The following is a 20,692-nucleotide window of genomic DNA, read 5'->3' as shown; positions in this document are numbered from 1 at the left end:
ATGCTGTGTGGTGATGAAACAAGCCCGTGAAACAGAGCAGCGCACCGCGACCCAGCAGCGCGTCACGATCCGCGACGTCGCGCAGCAGACCGGCCTGTCGATCGCGACGGTGTCCCGGGTGCTCAACGGGCGCTCCAACGTCGCCCCGGACACCCGCGACCGGGTCCTCGAGGCGATGGGCGGGCTCGGCCGGCAGGCGCCGCGCCGGCGGGGTTCGAGTGCGGGCGACGGGAAGGCCGACAACGGCGTCTACGTGCGCTGCCCGTATGTGCTCACGGACTACTTCGGGCTGATCGTGTCCGCGATCGCGGAGGCCCTGCACGTGCACGGCATGCACGCGATCGTGGACGCCGGCGAGTCGTCGTGGAAGCGCACCGAGGTGCTCAAGACGCTGACCGGCTGGCCGCAGGTGGTGGGCGCGCTGCTCATCCTGCCGTCGGAGCCCGAGGGCGACCTGGAGCGGCTGCGCGACCAGGGCTTCCCGTTCGTGGTGGTCGACCCGCGCACTTCGCCGCCGCGTGACATCGCGGCCGTGTCCGCGGCCAACTTCGCCGGCGCCCGGCGCCTGGTCACGCACCTGACGGAGCTCGGCCACCGGCGCATCGGCGTGCTCGGCGGCCCGCCGGAGTGGATGGCGAGCACCGACCGGCTGGCCGGCTACCTCGCGCCCCTCGTCGGCGTCGGGGTGCTGCCCACGCCCGACCTGGTGCGGTCCGTGACCGACCCGACGGTGGAGGAGGGCTACCGGGTCGCCGCCGAGCTGCTGGACCGGCGGGACCGGCCGACGGCCCTGGTGGCGTTCAACGACAAGATGGCCGTCGGGGCGCTGCACGCCGCCGCCGACCGCGGCCTGCGGGTGCCGCACGACCTGTCGGTGGCCGGCTTCGACGACATCGACGTGGCCCGGGCCGCCCACCCGGCGCTCACCACGGTCCGGCAGCCCCTCGGCGAGATGGGCCGGATGGCGGTCAGTCTTCTCGGCCGGATGCTGGCCGGGCACGAACTGGACGCGCTGCACGTGGAGCTGGCGACCGACCTGGTGGTGCGGGGCTCGACCGGACCCGTTTGACGCGTGTTTCACCGGGACTTCCATCGAGACCTGAAAAAAGTTGCCGTGTTCTGTTGACACGCCACCGCATTGACGTGTTTCCTTCCTGTTACAGGCGCCGATGGATCCCGGCGTGGCACCGCACCCCCAACCCCTCACCCAGCGACCCGCCAGTCGACATCGGGTCGGACGGTCATGCCCGCCCAGAACAGGACCCCCATGCTCCCAACGCTTCGCAGCAGGTGGCGCACCGCGCTGCTGGCGGTCGGCGTCACCGCCGCCGTCGTCGGCACGATCGGTGTCGTCGCCATGTCCACCGCGTCCGCCGCCAGCAGCGGCCGGATCACCAGTGCCGCCAACGGCAAGTGCCTCGACGTGACCAACGGCTCCACTGCGGACGGCAACCAGCCGCAGATGTGGACCTGCTACACCGGCAGCGCGAACCAGAACTGGACCTTCGCCGACAACGGTTCCGTGCAGGGCCTCGGCAAGTGCCTCGATGTCGCCAACGGTTCGACCGCCGACGGTGCCGTGGTGCACCTGTGGACCTGCTACGACACCGTCGCCAGCCAGAAGTGGCAGCTGACCGCGGCCGGTGACCTGGTCAACACCAACGCCGGCAAATGCCTGGACATCAAGGACAACAACCTCGCCGACGGCGCCAAGCTGCAGCTGTGGTCGTGCGCCGGCACCGCCAACCAGAAGTGGACGTTCAGCGGCGGCAGCACCAACCCGACGCCCACCACCGTCCCGCCCAACGGCAGCAACCCTGATCTGGGTCCGAACGTGTCGGTGTTCGACCCGTCGATGTCGGCCTCGACGATCCAGAGCCGGCTGAACACGGTGTTCAACCAGCAGGTGAGCAACCAGTTCGGCGACGCCCGGTTCGCGTTGTTGTTCAAGCCCGGCACGTACAACGTCAATGCCAACGTCGGGTTCTTCACCCAGGTCGCGGGTCTCGGCCTCAGCCCGGACTCGGTGGTCATCAACGGTGCCGTGCACGCCGAGGCGGACTGGTGGCCGGACGGTTCGCAGAACGCGACGCAGAACTTCTGGCGGTCCGCGGAGAACCTGTCCGTGACCCCGACCGGTGGCCTGGACCGGTGGGCGGTGTCGCAGGCGGCGCCGTACCGGCGGATGCACGTGCGCGGCAACCTCGCCCTGTCCGACGGGGGCTGGTCGTCCGGCGGCTGGATCTCCGACAGCAAGATCGACGGCCAGATCCAGTCCGGCACGCAGCAGCAGTGGATCACCCGGAACTCGCAGATCGGCAGCTGGACCGGGCAGAACTGGAACCAGGTGTTCGTCGGCACCAGCGGCGCGCCCGCGAACAGTTTCCCGTCGCCGCCGTACACCACCGTCGGCAGCACGCCGGTCGTTCGGGAGAAGCCGTTCCTCTATGTCGACTCGGCCGGTGCCTACCAGGTGTTCGTGCCGTCGCTGCGCACGAACTCGTCCGGGAACAGCTGGTCGTCCGGCACCACGGCGGGGTCGTCGCTGCCGATCAGCCAGTTCTACATCGTCAAGGCCGGCGCGACCGCCGCGTCGATCAACGCCGCGCTCGCCGCGGGCCAGAACCTGCTGTTCACGCCCGGCGTGTACCACGTCAACGACACCATCCGGATCACCCGGGCGAACACCGTCGTGCTCGGCCTGGGCCTGGCCACGATCGTGCCCGACAACGGCGTCACCGCGATGACGGTCGCCGACGTGGACGGCGTGAAGGTGGCCGGCATCCTGTTCGACGCGGGCACGACCAACTCGCAGGTGCTCATGGAGGTCGGCCCGTCCGGGTCCGCCGCGGACCACGCGGGGAACCCGACGTCGCTGCATGACGTGTTCTTCCGCATCGGCGGTTCCATCGCCGGCAAGGCGACCGTGTCGCTGCGGGTGAACAGCAACAACGTCATCGGCGACCACATGTGGATCTGGCGCGCCGACCACGGCAACGGCGGCACCGTCGGCTGGAACACCAACACCGCCGCCAACGGCCTGGTCGTCAACGGCAACAACGTCACCATGTACGGGCTGTTCGTCGAGCACTACCAGCAGTACCAGACCATCTGGAACGGCAACGGCGGCCGCACGTACTTCTACCAGAACGAGATCCCCTACGACGTGCCCAACCAGGCCGGCTGGTCCTCCGGCGGCGGCGCCCAGGGCTGGGCCGCCTACAAGGTCGGCGCTTCAGTGACCAGCCACGAAGCCTGGGGCCTCGGCAGCTACTGCTACTTCTCCACCAACCCCAGCGTCGTGCTGGGCCACTCGTTCGAGGTTCCTGTGACTCCGAACGTGAAGTTCCACAACATGGTCACCGTCTCCCTCGGCGGCACCGGCACCATCTCGCGGGTCATCAACAACACCGGCGGGACCGTCAACAGCGGCAACCAGGTCACCTACCTGGTCAGCGGCCCGTAACCGTTCCACCCGTTTCCGGTGCGGCGTCGCTTGCGGCGGCGCCGCACCACCAAATCCCGCACGATCCAACCTCAGGAGGCCCTGTGAGGCGATCCATCTCCGTGGCGACCGTTGCGCTGGTCACCGCCGGCACCCTGGCGGTGCCGGGCGCGGCGCACGCCGGGCACGGCGCGCTCGTCACTGGCACGTACTCGACCGGCGCCGCCCACTGGCAGCCGCTGCCGGACGCCCGGATCGGTGCCGGCGCCGACACCAGGGCAGACGCGACCGTGGTCGTCGATCCGAGCCGTCCGCGGCAGTCGTACACCGGCATCGGTTTCTCGATCGACGAGACGACCGTGTCCAACCTGTGGAAGCTCACCCCGCAGCAGCGGGAGGACGCCGTCCGGCTCCTCGTCGACCCGCGCACCGGCGCCGGCCTCGACCGCTTCCGGCTGACCATCGGCAGCCCCGACCTCATCGAGCACCTGCCGTTCTGGTCCTACGACGACCTGCCGGCCGGCGTCACCGAAGACCTGGACCTGCGGCACTTCAGCATCCAGCGCGACATCGACCTGCACATCGTCGACACCGTCAAGCTGATCCAGAAGTACAACCCCCGCGCGACGTTCCTCGCCTCGGCCTGGAGCGCCCCGGCGTGGATGAAGACCAACAACCGCTTCCTCGGCGAGGTCGCGCTCAAGCCCGGCAGCACGACCGAGTACTACCAGGTCGGCAAGCTGCGCGACGACCGCATCGACGTCTTCGCCCGCTACTACGTGAAGTACGTGCAGGCGTACGCCCGTCTCGGCATCCGCGTCGACGCGCTGACGCTGCTCAACGAGCCCGGCATGGACGTCGTCTACCCGGCCATGGACATCAGCGTCGAGCAGCAGCAGAAGCTGTCCGTCGCGATCGACCGGGAGCTGCGCCGGGCCCGCCTCGACGTCGACCTCTACATCCACGACTTCAACTTCTACGACTGGCGCGACCCGAACAGCACCGCCACCAAGAACTACTACCGCGTGCTGAACGACCCCGCCGCCGCCCGCGCCGCCGACGCGATCGCCTTCCACCCGTACTGGGGCGACCCCACCGTCATGCGCGACGCCTACGAGCAGACCGGCAAGCCCGTGCACCTGACCGAGACCAGCGACCTGTCGCCGGCCACGGTCCTCGCCGACTTCCGCCTCGACGCGTCCTCCTACATCCTGTGGGCCCAGGCGACCGACCAGGACGGCGGCACCCTGCACTGGACCCCCGCCCGCGACAACAACGTCGACTGGGACGAGGTCGCCCGCACCACCAAGTGGCCGGACCGGCTGGTCAAGGTCGACACCACCGCCCGCACCTTCACCGTCCGCGACGAGCTCTACCAGCTCGGGCAGTTCTCGCGGTACCTCACCCCGGCGCACGTGCGGGTCGCCTCCAGCGGCACCGCGGACGGCATCAGCAACGTCGTCTACCGCGACCAGCACGACGGCTACGTCGCGGTGATCGGCAACGCGCTCGACGTCGACCGCACCGTGCGGGTCGTGCTCGCCGGCCGGTCCTTCGTCGCGACCGTCCCCGCGCACGCCTACGCCACCTACCGCTGGACCGCCGACCTGCCGCGCGGCCGTAACGACACCCCGGCCCTGGCGCAACCGGCTCCGGTCGTGGTCGACCAGTACAGCACCACGTCGCTCCAGCTGCGTGCCACCGACCGCGACGCGCTGGCGTTCTACGCCACCGACCTGCCCGACGGCGTCACCGTCGACGCCGCCACCGGCGTGGTCACCCTGCGCCCGACCGTCCCCGGCACCATCGACCTTCCCGTCACCGTCACCGACGGCCGCGCCAGCTCCTCGACGACCGTCCACGTCACCGTCCAGCCGCACGGCGCCCCGGTCGGCGCGAAGGTCGAGGCCGAGGCGTACGTGGCCCAGCACGGCTGGACCGACGGCGGCCCCAACTTCATCGAGACCAACCCCGCCGCCAGCGGCGGCCGCAATGTCGGCTGGACCTCGGCCGGCAACTGGCTCGCCTACCGCCTCGACGTCGCCGCCGGCACCTACGACGTGGAACTGCGCGTCGCCAACGGCTCCGGCGCCCCGGCACCCGGCGCCATCTCACTGCGCGACGCGACCGGCGCCACCCTCGCCACCGCGTCGGTGCCCGACACCGGCGGCTGGGGCACCTACCAGTCGATCCACGTCCCGATCACCGTCACCGCCACCGGCGACCAGCAGCTGACGCTGTTCTGCGAGACCGGCGGCTTCAACGTCGACTACCTGCGCCTCACCGTGTAACAGCCCCCCGCGCCGCACCGGATCCCGCTGCCCCCGGGGTCCGGTGGGGCGCTCTCATGATCGGCGCGGCGGCTGCCGTGCTGCGGAGGCGGTGGTCCCTGCGGGATGCACCCGCCGCCACGCCGACCATCAAACCCCCGTGCCATGAACCTAACAAGCTCCCGGGCTCACGATCGGCCCTGACGAGTTCCGGACAGCTGGCTTGCCAGCGCGGCCCGGGTGCCTGTTGGCTCAAGGGTTCGTATCTCAGTCGATGAAGACGCCGTTGACGAGGGCGTTCGCGCCGGCCGACACCTGGACCGTGAAGGTGACCGTCCACGAGGCGTAGGTGCCGCCGGCGAACGTGCCGACGGTGGCCGCGTCAAGGGTGTCGAGAGTGTCGCCGTCGAGGTTGGTGACGGTGATGCTCTGGCGCCGGACGCCGCCGCCGTCCCAGTCCATCACGTAGAGGCTGACCTTGTGGGTCTGCCCGTCCGAGATCTGGACCTTCACCTGGATCATGAACGGTCGACCGCCGGTCGGAGCGATGGGGTGGCTCCAGCAGTTCAGTGCGAACGGCTCGCGACCCGAGCAAGGCCCGCAACTACCTGGAACGCCGCCGCACCAATGGCGACAGCACCGCAGCATCGGCGGCTCGACACAGGAAAGGCGGGCGCGACCGCGGCGGGTGCCGGTCGCGCCGGAGTGGGCTGCTCGTGTCGGCGGGTGCTGGCGGTCGTTGGGTGGGTTGCTCGTGCTGCGGTGCCGGTCGTCGTGGTGGGGCTGGTTGTGCCGGTCGTGCTGGTCGTGCGCCGGTCGCGCTGATGGGTGCTGTTGAGGCGGCGTGGACTGCTCGTGCCGGCGGGTGCTGTCCGAGATCGTGTGGGCTGCTCGTGCTGGCGGTGTTGGTCGCGGCGTCGTTGCGAACCGGCAACGCGCCGCAGGACGGCGATGTGTGACGCCGCCGTGCCGGTGCCTGCGGGCGCGCTGTCGGGGTGCCAGTGCCCAAGCGGTCCCCGCCACCGGTCCCCGCCACCGGTTCGCCACGCCGGCGAGGACCGGGGCACTGTCCGCGTCCCGAAGGCGTCTTCGAGCAGCGCGAGCAGCATCGTCGCGTGCTGGTGCCGCCCGCCGAACGTGGCGACCCGGGGGTCCGTGGCGAACGACGTGCCGGCCACCCCGTTGAGCAGGTCGGCGAAGCGCCGCCAGAACTTCTCCTTCGCGCAGCCGACCGGCGGCCGGAGTGCCCTCGCCGACGATCTCCGTCAGCGGTTGCTGACCGTGCGGCTGGGCGTGGTCCGGTTGCTGACCGTGCGGCTGGGCGTGGCCCGGTCGCTGGTCTGCGGTGGCCGGCTGCCGTCAGGCGAGGATGTCGGTGATGGCGGCCTCGTCCCCGGACAGGTACGCCTGCAGCAACGCGGCGAACCGGTCCGCGGGCAGGATGCGGATGCCCAGCTGCTCAGCCTTCTCGGCCTTGGAGCCGGCGCCGTCGCCGACGACGACCAGGTCGGTGCGCTTCGAGACGGAGCCGGAGGACTTGCCGCCGAGGCGTTCGACGGCCTCGTTGCCCTCGTCGCGGGTGAGGCCGGGCACCGAGCCGGTGACCACGACCGTCATCGGGCTGCCGTCGGGGCGGCGCAGCGGCAGGGCCATCGGGGCGGCGCCGTCGGTGTCCGTGTCCGCGTCCGGGTCGGTGCCGGAGGTGGTGGCGGACGGCGGGGCGAGGTCGGGCTCGGACATGTTGACGCCGCGGGCGACCAGCTTGGCGATGACCGGGGCCAGGTCGACCAGCTCGGCGGCGATGGTCACGGCGCGCTCCGGGCCGACGCCCTCGACCTGTTGCAGGTCCTCGACGGACGCGTCCTGCAGCGCCTGCATCGTGCCGAAGTGGCGGGCCAGCCGGCGGGACATGGACCTGCCCGTCATGCGCACGCCGAGGCCGGTCAGCACGCGGGCGAGTGACTGGTCCTTGGACGCCTGGATGGCGGCGACGAGCTTGGTGGCGGACAGCTCGCCCATCCGATCGAGGCTCGCGACGGTGGGCACGTCGAGGTCATACAGGTCGGCCGGGTCGGTGACGTGACCGGCGGCGACCACCAGGTCGATGACCTTCCCGCCGAGGCCTTCGATGTCCATCGAGTGGCGGGCGGCGTAATACGCGAGGGACTCGTGCGCACCGCAGGCCCGGCCGCGGGTGCACCGCCAGCGCTTCTGGCTGCGGTCGATCTCGCCGTCGCAGCGGGGGCAACGGGCCGGCGGCTCGAACGGCACCGAGTCCGCCGGGCGCTCGTCGAGCTTGGCGCCGGTGACCTCGGGGATGACGTCGCCGGCGCGACGGACGAACACCACGTCGCCGGGGCGCACGTTGCGCCGGACCAGGTCGTCGAAGTTGTGCAGGGTCGCGGAGGTGACGGTGACCCCGCTGATCTGGACCGCCTCGAGCACCGCCACGGGGGTGATCACGCCGGTCCGGCCGATCTGCACCTCGATCTGCAGCAGCCGGGTGGTGCGGGTGTCGGCCGGGAACTTGTACGCCACGCCCCACCGCGGCGCCCGGCTCGACGAGCCCGCGGCGTCCCGGTCGGCGGGCAGGTCCGCCTTGATGACCGCGCCGTCGATGCCGAACCCGAGCGTGCCCCGGCTCGTGCTGAGCGCGTGCACCGCGGCGAGGACCTCCTCGATGGTGCCGCACACCGGCGTCCCGGCGACGGACCCGCCGGTCGTGGCGATCCCGAGCCGCTCCAGCTCGGCCATCGCGTCCGAGTTGGCGACGGTGGCGAAGGACTCGCTGTGGACCGAATACGCGAAGAACGACAGCGGCGCGTCATAGGTGCGGTCCTGTGCACGCAGCGTGCCGGCGGCGGCGCTGCGTGGGTGCGCGAACGCGGGCTCGCCCGTGCCCGTGCGCATCACGTTGGCCTTCTCGAAGTCGGCGTCGGTCATGAACACCTCGCCGCGCACCTCGAGGGTCACCGGCTCGGCGAGCTGCTCGGGCAGCCCCACCGCGCGCCGGGCCTGCCCGGTCACGTCCTCACCGGCGCGCCCGTCGCCGCGGGTCGCGACCTGCACGAGGCGGCCGTCGACATAGCGGGCGGCGATCGCCAGCCCGTCGATCTTCGGCTCCACCGTGAACCCGCCGGCGGGACGGCCCAGGATCCGGTCCAGCCGGGCCGCCCACTTGCGCAGCGTGTCCTCGTCGAACACGTTGTCCAGGCTGAGCATCGGCGTGCTGTGCACGACGTCGCCGACCACCCCGCCGCCGGCACCGACGACCTCGGTCGGGGACTCGTCGGCCTTCCAGGCCGGCTGCGCCGCCTCCGTCGCCGCGACCCGCGCCAGCAACGCGTCATACACGGCGTCGTCCATGTCCAGGTCAGATCCGCCGTAGTACGCGGCGGCGGCCTGCCGGATCGCACCGATCGCGGCCCGATACTCCTCGACCGCCGCGAACGGCTCAGCCTTCGCGGCATCGACGACCAGACCAGCACCCGGTTCCTGCACAACGGCCTCCACAACCTCAAGGAATACGAGCAGCCTAGTCAGCGGGTACGACAATTTTGGGCCGCACCTAAAGGCCGGTTTTCGATGATCCGGGGCATTTCGGCAAGTTGTGGGCCGCCACGCCATCGGCCGTGTCGCCCTGCCGCTCAAGGCCCGCGTCGAGGGCTCCCCGGAGATGGTGGCGGTGCTGCGCGGCAAACCGGACGGCGACACCATTGCGGTCACCGTCGGAAACATGGCGGACGAACCCGTCAAAGGCCCCTACAGCCTCGTACACCTCGAACTCGCCGCCGCGGCGGACAGCAGAAATCACGTCAGCGTCTACCGGCGGCCGGAGTAGGGTGCCGCCCATGGCTGCCTACATCAAGTCGGTGACGTTCGACAGCGCCGACGCGCTGGTGCTGGCCCGGTTCTGGGCCGCGGCGCTGGGCACCGACGTCGATGAGGAGTCCACATCGGACAAGGCGTTCGTCGAGGCCGCCGGGTGGGGCGGGCCGAACATCTGGTTCGCCCGGGTGCCGGAGGGCAAGACCGCGAAGAACCGCGTGCACTTCGACCTGCGGGCACCCGGCGCGGTGGCCGACGAGGTTGCCAGGCTGGAGGCGCTCGGCGCCACGGTCCTGCAGGTGGGCGACGAGCTGACGGTCATGGCCGACCCCGAAGGCAACGAGTTCTGCGTCGAGTAGCGGCTCCCGGGTCATCCGAACGGCCATTCCCCACCCCCAGATCGCGGCGTACCGCCCGGCACGGCATATCGTGGCAGCGCTAACATCAACATGGGGGGAGGGCGATGCGTCCAACGAGCCAGGGCCGGGCAGCGGTCATGAACGACGTCGCGCGACTCGCCGGCGTGTCCCACCAGACCGTCTCGCGGGTGCTGAACCAGCACCCGAGCGTCAGCCCCGCCACGCGTGAGCGGGTCCTGGAGGCGGTCCGGCAGCTCAACTACCGCCCGAACGCCATGGCCCGCGGCCTCGCCGGCCGGCGGTCCCGGGTGATCGGCGTCGTCAGTTTCGACACGATTCTCTACGGGCCGGCCTCGACCCTCCTGGGCATCGAGCGCGCCGCCCGCGCCGCGGGGTACGGCGTCAGCATCGTCACCCTCGAGCAGCTCGACCACAGCGGCATGGTCAACGCCCTGGAGGCCCTCGCCGACCAGTCCGTCGCCGGGGTCGTCGTCATCGCCCCGCAGACCGCCGCCGCAGCAGCGCTGCACAGCCTCCCGCTCGGGGTCGCCGCGGTCGCCGTCGAGTCCAACGTCGGCGGCGAGATCCCCGCGATCTCCGTCGACCAGGTCACCGGCGCCCGCCTCGCCGTCCAGCACCTGCTGGGCCTCGGCCACCGCAAGGTCTGGCACCTGTCCGGCCCCCGCGACTGGCTGGAGACCCACGGCCGCATCGAAGGCTGGCGCGGTGCCCTCGAGGAGGCCGGCCTGCCCGCCCCGCCGCTCATGACCGGCGACTGGTCCGCCCGCTCCGGCTACCAGGCGGGCCTCGAGCTCGCCCGCCGCGACGACGTCACCGCCGTCTTCGCCGGCAACGACCAGATGGCGCTGGGCATGATGCGCGCCTTCCACGAGCACGGCATCCGCGTCCCCGACGACGTCAGCATCGTCGGTTTCGACGACATCCCGGAGGCCGAGTTCCTGTCGCCGCCGCTGACCACGATCCGCCAGGACTTCGACGAGGTCGGCCGCCGCTGCATCGCCGCCCTGCTCAGCGCCATCGAGGCCGACCTCCCGGAAGGCCCTGACCGCCCCGAGCCCGACCCGCACGTCGCGCCCACCCTGGTCCTGCGCCGCAGCACCGCCGCTCCGAAAAGCTGAACAGCAAGAACACGAGCAGGGCTCCGGTCCGTCGTGGGCGCGGTCCGCTGCTCCCGTCAGCCACCGGTCAGGCCGTGGACGGCCTTCCCTGCCAGGTCCGCCGCCAGTCACGCAGACACGACCTGCGGTCGTGACAAGCCCGCGGCCGTAACCGGCCGCCCGCGACCTGCGGCCGCGACAGGCCCGCAGCCGTAACCGGCCGCCCGATCCCGCGACCTGCGGCCGCGACAGGCCCGCAGCCGTGACCGGCCGCGCCGATCCCGCGACCTGCGGCCGTGACAGGCCCGCGACCTGCGGTCGTGGCAAGCCCGCGGCCGTGACCGGCCGCGCCGATCCCGCGACCTGCGGCCGCGATGCAACCAACCCCGGCAACGGCCGCAGACCGAAGTCCTGGGGTCGCGCGCCGTCCGGCTCGCCCGCCGCCACCGCGCCGCTCCACCCTCCTTTGCCGGACCCGTCCCACCACCAGCACCCACGCGGCGTTGATCGAAGTCGTGTGCTGGCTGTGTGGCCGGCCGGGGCGCGGCTTCGATCATCGGGGCGGTCGGCTTCCGGGGTCGCGTCCTTCGGAGGCGGGGCGGGCGCGCAGTGGGTGTGGGAGGCGACGTGTCGCGGTGTCGGTGTCGTTGACCGAAGTCGCGCGCTGGCTGCGCGGACAGCCGGTCGGCGACTCCGATCACCGGGGAGATCCACTCCCGACACGACACAGGCGGGCAACGAGGCTGACCCAAACCTCGGCAGCGCCGAACCGGGCGGCGACCACGCGGCGTCGTTGCCGGAATCCCACAAGCCGAAGGATCCCCGGGCACCTGTGGCCAGCGATCCTTCGGACTGTGGGAGACCGCCACTACCTGGTTGATGACTGGTCCCCTGGGGTCACCGATCAACCAGGTAGTCGCAAGATCGCTGATGCTCTCTGACCCCGGGCGGCCGGAGGCTGCGCGGAACCACCGAGCGGCGATGCGGCGCCGGAAACGGGTCGCACAGCTGGGTGGGCGGGAGCAACGGGCGTCGGGTCAGCGGCGGCAGTCCCAGCGGAACGGTTCGATCGAGCCGCCCGTGTTCTTCGTCGCGGCGCCGCCGATGACCCGGCCGTCAGCGCTGATCGAGGTCACCTGCACATGGTCGTACCCTGGCGGCGCAGGCAAGGGCGTCAGCCGGGCGCCGTCCCAGAACACCGCGTCGGTGAACCGGTTGATCACCAGCGTCCCGTCGGCGGTGATGCGCCCGGAGCCGTTGAAGACGTCGTCGGCCTCGAGGATCTCCACAGTGCCGGAGGACAGCTGCCAGCGCGCCGGCTTCGGGTCGCCCGGCCCGGTCCGCCGACCCGTCGCCGGGTCGAGGTTCTGGACGGACAGGTAGTTGACCATGCCGGTGACCCAGTCGCCGGCGATCTGGATCGGGAGGCCGCCCGGCAGCCCCGGCGGGGTCGGCAGGGCCACACCGGTGCCGTCGGCGTTCCACAGGTACGGGGTGGCGCCCTGGTCCAGGTCGCCCAGGATCCGGCCGTCGTCGGTGATTCCCCGGGCCGAGGAGGACCGGCCGGCCGGTGTCGGCAGCAGCACCGGTGCGTCAAGGGCGGTGTGCCGCCACAGCACCGCGCGGAACGTCTTGCCCGGCATCGCCGCCTCGCCGACGATGTCGCCGGCCGCGTTGATGCCGTACGCCCACGCCCGCGTCGCCCCGGACGGCCTGGGCAGCATGACGACGGCCCCGTCGGCGGTGGTCCGGTAGGCGTCGTTCTCCACCGCGCCGATCGCGGTCCCGGAAGCGTTCAGCGCCCACGTCTGCAGCCGTTCGCCGGTGGTGTGCCGCCGCACGACGACGCCGTCGCGGTACACGATCAGCAGCCCGGGGTCGGGAGCGCGGGAGAACGCGACGTACCTGCCGCTCGGATCGGTGAAGGCGGCGCCGATGTCGCCGTCGACGTCCACCCTCGCGACCGTGCACCCCGACGGATGCGCACTGACCGACGGCGACGGCGAAGGCGAGGGCCGGGCCGGGCCGCCTTGCGGCGGGCGGACCGCAAAGGCGACGCCGGCCAGGGTGACGAGGACGACCACCGCCGCGCACCCCGCGGCGACGGCACCGCGCCGCCGGCGCACCCGGGTCCGCCCGGCGGCGATGACGTCGTCGACCCGGACCCGGCTGTCCGGGACGGCCTCGCCGGTCAGGACGGAGAACGGATTCTCGTTCATGCCTCGCTCCTTGCGAACTCGTCGAGCAGCCTGCGCAGGTTTCCCAGCCCGCTGAACGTCTGCCGCTTCACGGTCCCCTCCGAGCGGTGCAGCAGCCGCGCCACCTCGGCGACCGGCAGATCGCACAGGAAGCGCAGCACCAGCACCGTGCGCTGCCCTTCCGGCAGGCGCCGCAGCGCGGCCCGCAGCACCATCCGCTGCTCGACGAGCGGGTCGTCGGCGGCGACCGGCAGGTCCGGGGTGGTCTCCCGCAGCTGCACCTTCGCCCACCAGCGCCGCCGGTCGCTGAGGCAGGAGCGCACGAGCATCGTGTGCACGTAGGCGTCGAGGTTCTCCACGTCGTGCATCCGGGTCCAGCGCTGGTACAGCACCGTCAGCGTGTTCTGCACCGCGTCGTCGGCCCGGTCCCGGTCGCCGAGGACCTGGTACGCCACCCGGTGCAGCCGCGGTATCCGCGCCTGCACGTACTGGCTGAAGTCATGTTCCCGATCCGGGCGCACCTGGTGGTCCCTTCCGTGGACGTTCCACCAGGGTGATGTCGCCAGGAGGGTGCCGGGTTGACCGCCGCCGCGAAGTTTTCACCGCCGCAGCGGGCGTGGCGCATCGAGCGGGACCGCGGACACGACCTCGATCGCCTCCGCCATGGCGAGAAGGGCCTGCACGGCGTGCGCGTCGGGCACCGCCGGCGTGGTCACGGAACGGATCACCCGGCGATGCAAGCACCTCCTGGAGATCAATGAGTGGCGGCGCCGTTACAGATACTGCAAAAGCCGACGGTGGCGCCACCGGGCGGCCAGGAATAGCATCGACCAGTATCTTCGCAGAGGGCTGATGCATTGCTGCACCAGCCCATACGCGGATCAATGATGTTCGGGATTGAGGAAGCCGGGAAAAGCGTCAGTTGGTCATATCAAAAGTGCCGTGCTTGGCGTCGGATACGAACGACTCCCAAGCCGCCGGACTGAACCGCAATACCGGTCCGTCCGGATTCTTGCTGTCGCGGACGCCGACAACGGAGTCAACGACTGCGACTTCGACGCAGTTGTTGCCGCCGTTGCCGTTGCTGCGACTGCTTTTGTGCCAGCTGGTGTCGGTGAATTGACCAGACAAAACATGCACCTCCTTCCGTTTGCGCTGAACCATGCGACTGAACGGTGGAACGCTGAGACGGCGCGCGGACAGCTCAGTCGAGCAGGCGTTCGATCAACGATATCGATGACGATTCGCTGAGGGCTCGGCTCCTCAGCCGTTCGAACTCGTCGCGGTAGCGCTTGACCTCCGCAGGCTGCTCCTCGTAGTAGTCCCCGGCAAGCCCCTCCAGGTATATGACATCCAAGTGGGCGACGTCGGGAAACTCGAGCAGCGCGACCGAACCGCCCATGAAGGGGTGCTCGCCGGCGCCGTACGGCACGATCCGCATCGACACGTTGGGCAGTGCCGCGACGTCGATGAGCTTGCGCCGCTGCTCCTGCATCACTGACGGCCCGCCGACGACGCGGTGGATCACCGACTCGTCGATGAGGGCCACCAGCTGCAGCGGGGACGGCGCGGTCAGGCGCGCCTGGCGCATCCTGCGCAGCGCGACCCGCCGTTCGATCGTCTCCTTGCGGTCGTGCCGGCGCCCGGTGCCGATCAACGCCCGCATGTACGCCTCGGACTGCAGCAGCCCCGGCAGCACGATCGGCTCCCAGACGCGGGTGATCGAGGCGTCGGCCTCCATGCCGACGAAGTTCCCCGGCCGCATGACGTCGCGGTAGTCCGTCCACCAGGTGCGCTGCTTGCCCTGCCGGGCGAGCGCCAGCAGCGCCTCGCGGTAGTCCACGTCCTGCACCCCGTACAGGGTCAGCAGGTCGTTGACGTCCCGCGCGGTCACCGGCACGCGGGCGTTCTCAATTCTGGTGACCTTGGCCGAATGCCACTCGAAGTGCCGGGACACGGATTCCTGTGTGAATCCGGCCTCCTCGCGACTTTTCTTCAGTTCCGCTGCCAGTCGACGGCGGCGAAGCGTTGGTCCCTCGTCCTTGGCGGCGTCAATGTCCACGGCAATGATCCTATGCAATCTGCGGGATGCGCATACCCCGAGTCTAGTACTCGTTGCACTACGCGCCGTGTTGGGTACATGATGCTCGGGGACATCGAAGCCAGCACATGTGGCTGCTGGCCCGTTCGCTGATGTGCTCGAGGTGCCTCGAGAAAGCGTGGTCACGATGCTTGCAAACAGCTATTACCTGATTGCCCACGACGATCGCACCGGCCGTTCCCGGCTGCACCCACGAGCGTCAGGTCTCGGCCTGGCCTCGTCCCTTCTCGGTGAATTGATGTTGTACGGGCGGCTGCGCGCCATGACCGGCGACCTGTACGTCGTCAGCCAGGAGCCGCCTGGCGACTCGCTCGCGCACCGGGTGCTGGACCTGCTGATCGCGCAGCCACAGCACCGCGAGATCCGCACCTGGCTGGCCTACCTCGCCGCCGACGCGACCGACCAGGTCGGCGAGCGGCTGCTGCGGGCCGGCGTGGTCGAGCCGGTGACCCGCCGCAAGCTGCTCAGCGCGCAGACGCTGTACCTGCCGCTGAGCGCCGAGCAGCGCAACACCGCCGCGTGGGAGTCGATCCGGCTGTCCGAGGCGCTCGCGCACCGCCGCTCGATGGGCCTGGCCGACCGGGCGCTCATCGCGCTCGTGGTCGCGACCGGCCTGACCCGGCACGTGTTCGCGGGCGTCCAGGAGCAGCGCGAATGCATGCGCCAGCTGCCGGCGATCATGGCGTCCCTGCCGGACGACGTGGTCCAGCTCGTCCAGTACACCGAGGCCGCGGTGGGCTCAGCGCTCGCCGTGGGTCGTCGGTGACATTCGGTGGGCCGCCACCACTATCACCGCGGCGCGTTGCGCACCAGCACGACTGACCGCGTGAGGAGACCGAACATGGCGCGGAGCACCGCGAGCGGGCCGGACATCGTGACCCGGGGCCTGGCCAGCAACCGCCTCGGCGTGCCGTCGGTGGTGTTCTTCGGGGTCGCGGGCGCGGCGCCGCTGACGGTGATCCTCGGCGCCATCTCGACGATCTACGCCGTGGTCGGCAACACGGCGGTGCCCCTGGTGTACTTCGTGGCGGCACTCATCCTGTCGATCTTCACCGTCGGGTTCGTGGCGATGAGCCGGCACATCGTCAACTCCGGCGCCTTCTACTCCTACATCAGTCACGGGCTGGGCCGGGTCACCGGCGTGGCGGCGGCGTTCATCGCGCTGCCGGCCTACGCGGCCATGCAGATCGGCCTGTTCGGCCTGCTCGGGGTGGTCGCCTCCGGCATTCTCGAGGCCAGCGGCATCGAGGCCAGCTGGTTCGCCTGCGCGCTCGTCGGCTGGTTCCTGATCGCGGTGCTCGGCGTGCTGTGGGTCGACCTCAGCGGCAAGGTGCTCGCCGTGCTGCTCACCGCCGAGATCACCATCGTGCTCATCTACGACGCGATCATGATCGCGCACCCTGCCGGCGGCCGGGTCAGCACCGAGACCCTCGCCCCAGCCCAGCTGCTGACGCCGGAGGTCGCGGCGATGCTGGTGCTCGCGATCGCCGGCTTCGTCGGGTTCGAGGCGACCGTCGTGCTGTCCGAGGAGGCGAAGGACCCGAAGCACACCATCGCCCGGGCCACGCACTGGGCGGTCCTGCTGCCGGGGCTGCTCTGCGGCGTCTCGGCGTGGGCGATGTCGGTGAACACCGGCGCCGGCAACATCGTGCAGGCGGCCAAGGACCAGGAGACCGACCTCGTCTTCGCGCTGGTCACGCCGTACGTGCCCGAAGCGTTCATCAACGTCGGCTACGTGCTGTTCCTGACCAGCGTGTTCGCCGCGGCCCTGGCGTTCCACGCGGCGGTCGCCCGCTATCAGTTCGCCCTGGGCCGGGAGCGGGTGCTGCCGAGACTGTGGGGCGTCGCGCACCCGCGCACCGGGGCCCCGATGCTGGGCTCGATCACCCAGAGCCTGCTCGCCCTGACGGTCCTCTTCGTCTACTGGGCGACCCACACCGATCCGTTGATCCACCTCTTCGCCTGGGGTACGACCGTCGGCGGGCTCGGCGTCCTGATGCTCATGTGGGGCGCGTCCGCCGCCGTCATCGCGTTCTTCATCCGGCACCGCCGGCGGGAGAACGTGTGGCGCGCGCAGATCGCCCCGTTGCTGGCGTTCCTGCTCCTCAGCGCGGTGCTCGCCGCGACGATCATCGGACTGGGCGACCTGCTGCAGGTCGAGTCGGACTCGATCTTCAACTGGGTGTTCTCGGCGGCCTACGCCGTCTTCGCCGTGGTGGGCGTCCTCTGGGCGGTCATCATGCGCGCCGCGCGGCCCGAGTCCTACGCCGGCATCGGCCGGGGCGCCGAGCAGCGGGTCCTGCCGGAGAGCCCGAGCTTCCCGGTGTCGCACTCGATGCCGCGCACGTCCGACGTCGCCCACCACTCCTAACCTTCCACTGTGGACACCGAAAGAGGATGGTCATGACGCATGCCATTCAGGATGTCGTCCTCCGCGACATCGAACCGGTCGACACCGACGAGATCACCGAGGTCCTCACCGCCGCGATGAGCGACGGTCCGGTCGCCCGCTGGATGGCGCCCGACCCCGATGTCCGCCGCGAGTACAGCCCCGAGTACTTCGCCATCTTCACCGAGCACGCGGTGCGCTTCGGCGAGGTGTACGCCACCGTCGACCCGATCGACGGTCGGCTGTCCGGTGTCGCGTTGTGGTTCCCGCTGACCCGCGCGATCCCGCCGCCGATCGACTACGACCGGCGGCTCAAGGAGGCCTCCGGACCGGCGTTCGACCGGGCCTGCCAGCTCGACGCGCTGCTCGAGGAGGAGCACCCGATCGTGCCGCACCACTACCTGGCGTTCCTCGCGGTGCGTCCGGAGCGGCAGAACCTCGGCATCGGCAGCGCCATGCTCGCCCGCCACCACAGCCGCCTCGACCGGGCCGGCCTCCCGGCGTACCTGGAGGCCAACGATCCCCGCAACCGCGAGCTGTACCTCCGGCACGGGTACCAGAGCCGCCCGCCGATCCTGCTGCCGCAGGGCCCGCCCGTGTGGCCGATGTGGCGCCCGCCGTGGACGTGAGCCCCGGCAGGACCGGGTAGTACAAAAGTTACGATGCGCAATATCCTGACCACGCAGGATGACGTGGACGGGAGGGCCGGGTGGACCACCGCCGCCGAACACCGGAGCTGCTCATCGACCTCGACCGGGTGGCCGCGCAGTACCATGCGCTCACCGCGGGCCTGCCGGGCTGCACCGTGCACTACGCCATGAAGTGCAACCCGCATCCGGAGATCCTCGCCGAGCTGCACGGCCTCGGCTGCCGCTTCGAGGTCGCCTCCGCCCCCGAGCTCGACCTGCTCGCCGGCGCCGGCGTCGACCCGGCGGACACGCTGTTCAGCAACCCCGTCAAACCGGTCGGCCACATCGCCCACGCGCACGCGAAAGGCTTGTGGCGCTTCGCGTTCGACTCCGAGGACGAGCTGGACAAGCTGGCCGCCGCGGCCCCCGGCGCGGCCGTGTACGTGCGGCTCGCCGCCCACCAGATCCGCAGCGGCGTGCCCAGCGAGGGCAAGTTCGGCGTCGACGTCGCGACCGCCACCGCCCTGCTGCTCGGCGCCCGGGACCGGGGACTGCGCCCGTTCGGCGTCGCCTTCCACGTCGGCTCCCAGATGCTGCTCCCGCAGGCCTGGCGGGCCCCGCTGCGCGCCGTCGCGCAGGTGATGGACAAGCTTGCCGCCGAGCAGGTGTTTCTCCAGATGGTGAACGTCGGCGGTGGCTTCCCCGCCCGCTATGCAAGCACGGTGCCGCCTTTGTCGGATTACGCGGCGGCGATCACCACCGGTCTGGCCGGACTGCCCTACGAGGTCCCGGTCGTCATCGAACCGGGCCGGGCGGTGGTCGCCGCGGCCGGCACCCTGCGCGCCACCGTCATCGGCACCGCGCTGCGCCACGGCAAGCGCTGGATCCACCTCGACGTCGGCGCCTTCAACGGCCTGATGGAGAGCCTGGAGACCGGCAACCAGCTCCGCTTCCCGGTCACCGACTCGCGGGGCGCCCGGACCCGGGAACGCTGCCACCTCACCGGCCCGACCTGCGACAGCCAGGACACCATCATGTTCGACGTGGAGCTGTCCGCCGGCCTGCGCACCGGCGACGAGGTGTACATCGCCAGCACCGGCTCCTACACCAGCGTCTACGCCTCCTCCTTCAACGGCTTCGATCCGCCCGTCGTGCGCTGCGTGCGGCGCGCCGGAGTCTAAGCTCTGCCGATGCGTTCGGGCTTCGTCCTCGGCATCGACTTCGGTACGTCCAACACCGTCGCGGTGCTCGCCTGGCCCGACGGCCCGGTCAAGCCGTTGCTGTTCGACGGCTCGCCGCTGCTGCGCTCCGCCGTGTACCTCGACCGCTCGGGCGGCCTGGTCGTCGGCCGCGACGCCGTGCACAGCGCCCGGCTCGACCCGGCCCGCTACGAGCCCAACCCGAAACGCGGCATCGACCACGACGTGGTCCTGCTCGGCGACGCCGAGGTGCCGGTCACGGACCTGGTCGCCGCGGTGCTGCGCCGGGTCCTCGAGGAGGCGCACCGCACCACCGGCGGGGTCGCACCGGTCAGCGTGGCGCTCACCCATCCCGCCGCGTGGGGGCCGCGCCGTCGCCGCATCCTGCTCGACGCGGCCACGGCGGCGGGACTCACGTCCGTGGAGCTCGTCGCCGAACCGATCGCGGCCGCGTGCGCGTTCCTCAACCAGGTCCGCGTCCCCGTCGCGATCGGCCAGTCATTGGTGGTGTACGACCTGGGCGCCGGCACCTTCGATGTCAGCGTGGTCCGGCGGGAGGAGGCCGGCTTCACCATCGTGGCCACCGACGGCCTCGCCGATGTGGGCGGCCTCGACGTCGACGCGGCGGTCGTCGGCTACTTCGGCGCCGTCTACGCCGCCGACCGGGCCGAGGACTGGCAGCGGCTGGAGCACCCCGCGGCCGCCGCCGACCGCCGGGCCCGCCGGCAGCTCTGGGACGACGTGCAGACCGCGAAGGAGCTGCTGTCCCGCAGCGGCAGCACGGTGGTGTACCTGTCCGGCCTGGACACCGAGGCCACCCTGGGGCGCGAGCAGCTCGACCGGCTCGCGACGGTGCTGCTGCGCCGCACCGCCGACCTCACCAGGATCATCCTGCAACGGGTGGGGATCGACGCGGCCGCGACGGCCGGGGTGTTCCTGGTCGGCGGGGCGAGCCGGATGCCGCTCGTGGCCACGCTGCTGCACCGCATCGTGGGTGTCCCGCCGCTGGTGGTGGAGCAGCCCGAGCTGGTCGTCGCCGAGGGCAGCGTCCTGGCCGTCGAGGCACGGCCGCCGGCCGAGCCGGTCGCGGCGCCGGAGGGTGCTTCTCCGGTCGTGGCGTCGAAGGCTGCGGCGTCGGAGGGTGCTTCTCCGGTCG

Annotated in this window: 18 protein-coding genes; 11 read left to right on the top strand and 7 right to left on the bottom strand. The window is 71.1% G+C overall.

The features are described from left to right. Window positions 1-13: 13 nt before the first annotated feature. The 3 genes from ACFPIJ_RS14075 to ACFPIJ_RS14065 all read left to right on the top strand — a co-directional run bounded on the left by ACFPIJ_RS14075 (window position 14) and on the right by ACFPIJ_RS14065 (window position 5,736). Window positions 14-1,069, top strand: coding sequence for a LacI family DNA-binding transcriptional regulator (locus ACFPIJ_RS14075; RefSeq protein ID WP_380115235.1), 1,056 nt, complete (start codon window positions 14-16; stop codon window positions 1,067-1,069). A gap of 198 nt (window positions 1,070-1,267) precedes the next feature. Further along, entirely contained in the window at window positions 1,268-3,466 is a 2,199-nt protein-coding gene (locus ACFPIJ_RS14070) for an RICIN domain-containing protein (RefSeq protein WP_380115234.1), read from the top strand. An 83-nt stretch (window positions 3,467-3,549) separates the two neighbouring features. Then, window positions 3,550-5,736, top strand: a complete 2,187-nt coding sequence (locus tag ACFPIJ_RS14065; RefSeq protein WP_380115233.1) for a carbohydrate-binding protein — start codon at window positions 3,550-3,552, stop codon at window positions 5,734-5,736. 246 nt (window positions 5,737-5,982) lie between these two features. Here the strand turns inward: ACFPIJ_RS14065 and ACFPIJ_RS14060 are convergent, their stop codons facing one another. Then, entirely contained in the window at window positions 5,983-6,237 is a 255-nt protein-coding gene (locus ACFPIJ_RS14060; protein ID WP_380115232.1) for a hypothetical protein, read from the bottom strand. Between the two features lie 837 nt (window positions 6,238-7,074). Further along, complete coding sequence (gene ligA / locus ACFPIJ_RS14055; RefSeq protein WP_380115230.1) at window positions 7,075-9,216, bottom strand: NAD-dependent DNA ligase LigA; 2,142 nt, start codon at window positions 9,214-9,216, stop codon at window positions 7,075-7,077. Window positions 9,217-9,325: 109 nt separating this feature from the next. Between ligA and ACFPIJ_RS14050 the strand changes: the two genes are divergently transcribed. From ACFPIJ_RS14050 to ACFPIJ_RS14040, 3 genes are all read left to right on the top strand, one after another. Then, the gene (locus ACFPIJ_RS14050; protein ID WP_380115229.1) at window positions 9,326-9,556 is read left to right on the top strand and encodes a hypothetical protein; all 231 of its coding nucleotides are present in this window, start codon (window positions 9,326-9,328) and stop codon (window positions 9,554-9,556) included. A gap of 10 nt (window positions 9,557-9,566) precedes the next feature. Further along, window positions 9,567-9,902 (top strand): VOC family protein, encoded by a 336-nt coding sequence (locus tag ACFPIJ_RS14045; RefSeq protein WP_380115228.1) that lies wholly within the window; start codon window positions 9,567-9,569, stop codon window positions 9,900-9,902. Window positions 9,903-10,039: 137 nt separating this feature from the next. Further along, window positions 10,040-11,041, top strand: a complete 1,002-nt coding sequence (locus tag ACFPIJ_RS14040) for a LacI family DNA-binding transcriptional regulator (RefSeq protein WP_380115226.1) — start codon at window positions 10,040-10,042, stop codon at window positions 11,039-11,041. Between the two features lie 1,016 nt (window positions 11,042-12,057). Here the strand turns inward: ACFPIJ_RS14040 and ACFPIJ_RS14035 are convergent. From ACFPIJ_RS14035 to ACFPIJ_RS14015, 5 genes are all read right to left on the bottom strand, one after another. After that, on the bottom strand, window positions 12,058-13,239 hold the full coding sequence (locus ACFPIJ_RS14035) for a hypothetical protein (RefSeq protein WP_380115225.1): 1,182 nt from the start codon (window positions 13,237-13,239) through the stop codon (window positions 12,058-12,060). Beyond that, window positions 13,236-13,739, bottom strand: coding sequence for a SigE family RNA polymerase sigma factor (locus ACFPIJ_RS14030; RefSeq protein WP_380115224.1), 504 nt, complete (start codon window positions 13,737-13,739; stop codon window positions 13,236-13,238). The genes ACFPIJ_RS14035 and ACFPIJ_RS14030 overlap by 4 nt, the downstream gene beginning before the upstream one ends. A 78-nt stretch (window positions 13,740-13,817) precedes the next feature. Further along, entirely contained in the window at window positions 13,818-13,946 is a 129-nt protein-coding gene (locus tag ACFPIJ_RS14025; RefSeq protein WP_380115223.1) for a hypothetical protein, read from the bottom strand. Window positions 13,947-14,136: 190 nt separating this feature from the next. Then, window positions 14,137-14,382: a DUF397 domain-containing protein gene (locus tag ACFPIJ_RS14020; protein WP_380115222.1), complete on the bottom strand. Its 246-nt coding sequence runs from the start codon at window positions 14,380-14,382 to the stop codon at window positions 14,137-14,139. Between the two features lie 40 nt (window positions 14,383-14,422). Next, window positions 14,423-15,280 carry a helix-turn-helix domain-containing protein gene (locus tag ACFPIJ_RS14015; protein WP_380115221.1) on the bottom strand — a complete coding sequence of 286 codons (858 nt, stop codon included), beginning with the start codon at window positions 15,278-15,280 and terminating at the stop codon, window positions 14,423-14,425. Between the two features lie 166 nt (window positions 15,281-15,446). Between ACFPIJ_RS14015 and ACFPIJ_RS14010 the strand changes: the two genes are divergently transcribed. The 5 genes from ACFPIJ_RS14010 to ACFPIJ_RS13990 form a co-directional block, all read left to right on the top strand. After that, entirely contained in the window at window positions 15,447-16,085 is a 639-nt protein-coding gene (locus ACFPIJ_RS14010; RefSeq protein WP_380115220.1) for a GOLPH3/VPS74 family protein, read from the top strand. A 75-nt stretch (window positions 16,086-16,160) separates the two neighbouring features. After that, a complete protein-coding gene (locus tag ACFPIJ_RS14005) occupies window positions 16,161-17,690 on the top strand; it encodes an APC family permease (RefSeq protein WP_380115218.1) in 1,530 nt (509 codons plus the stop codon). Between the two features lie 32 nt (window positions 17,691-17,722). Next, a complete protein-coding gene (locus ACFPIJ_RS14000) occupies window positions 17,723-18,337 on the top strand; it encodes a GNAT family N-acetyltransferase (protein WP_380115217.1) in 615 nt (204 codons plus the stop codon). 80 nt (window positions 18,338-18,417) lie between these two features. Then, window positions 18,418-19,518, top strand: coding sequence for a type III PLP-dependent enzyme (locus tag ACFPIJ_RS13995; RefSeq protein ID WP_380115216.1), 1,101 nt, complete (start codon window positions 18,418-18,420; stop codon window positions 19,516-19,518). A 9-nt stretch (window positions 19,519-19,527) separates the two neighbouring features. Then, window positions 19,528-20,692, top strand: a 1,165-nt coding sequence (locus tag ACFPIJ_RS13990) for an Hsp70 family protein (protein WP_380115215.1), incomplete at its 3' end; no start/stop codon positions are given.

The organism is Dactylosporangium cerinum (assembly GCF_042653625.1).
In the GTDB taxonomy this organism is placed as follows: Bacteria; Actinomycetota; Actinomycetes; order Mycobacteriales; family Micromonosporaceae; genus Dactylosporangium; species Dactylosporangium cerinum.
The sequence above is the reverse complement of the archived record's forward strand: the minus strand, read 5'-3'. Positions and strand labels throughout refer to the sequence as shown.

Excerpts from the sequence above, each read along its gene's own strand:
- ACFPIJ_RS14075 (WP_380115235.1), top strand. The coding sequence starts at position 14 with ATGAAACAAGCCCGTGAAACAGAGCAGCGCACCGCGACCCAGCAGCGC.
- ACFPIJ_RS14070 (WP_380115234.1), top strand. The coding sequence starts at position 1,268 with ATGCTCCCAACGCTTCGCAGCAGGTGGCGCACCGCGCTGCTGGCGGTC.
- ACFPIJ_RS14060 (WP_380115232.1), bottom strand. The coding sequence starts at position 6,237 with ATGATCCAGGTGAAGGTCCAGATCTCGGACGGGCAGACCCACAAGGTC.
- ACFPIJ_RS14045 (WP_380115228.1), top strand. The coding sequence starts at position 9,567 with ATGGCTGCCTACATCAAGTCGGTGACGTTCGACAGCGCCGACGCGCTG.
- ACFPIJ_RS14040 (WP_380115226.1), top strand. The coding sequence starts at position 10,040 with ATGAACGACGTCGCGCGACTCGCCGGCGTGTCCCACCAGACCGTCTCG.
- ACFPIJ_RS14035 (WP_380115225.1), bottom strand. The coding sequence starts at position 13,239 with ATGAACGAGAATCCGTTCTCCGTCCTGACCGGCGAGGCCGTCCCGGAC.
- ACFPIJ_RS14020 (WP_380115222.1), bottom strand. The coding sequence starts at position 14,382 with ATGGTTCAGCGCAAACGGAAGGAGGTGCATGTTTTGTCTGGTCAATTC.
- ACFPIJ_RS14010 (WP_380115220.1), top strand. The coding sequence starts at position 15,447 with ATGCTTGCAAACAGCTATTACCTGATTGCCCACGACGATCGCACCGGC.
- ACFPIJ_RS14005 (WP_380115218.1), top strand. The coding sequence starts at position 16,161 with ATGGCGCGGAGCACCGCGAGCGGGCCGGACATCGTGACCCGGGGCCTG.
- ACFPIJ_RS14000 (WP_380115217.1), top strand. The coding sequence starts at position 17,723 with ATGACGCATGCCATTCAGGATGTCGTCCTCCGCGACATCGAACCGGTC.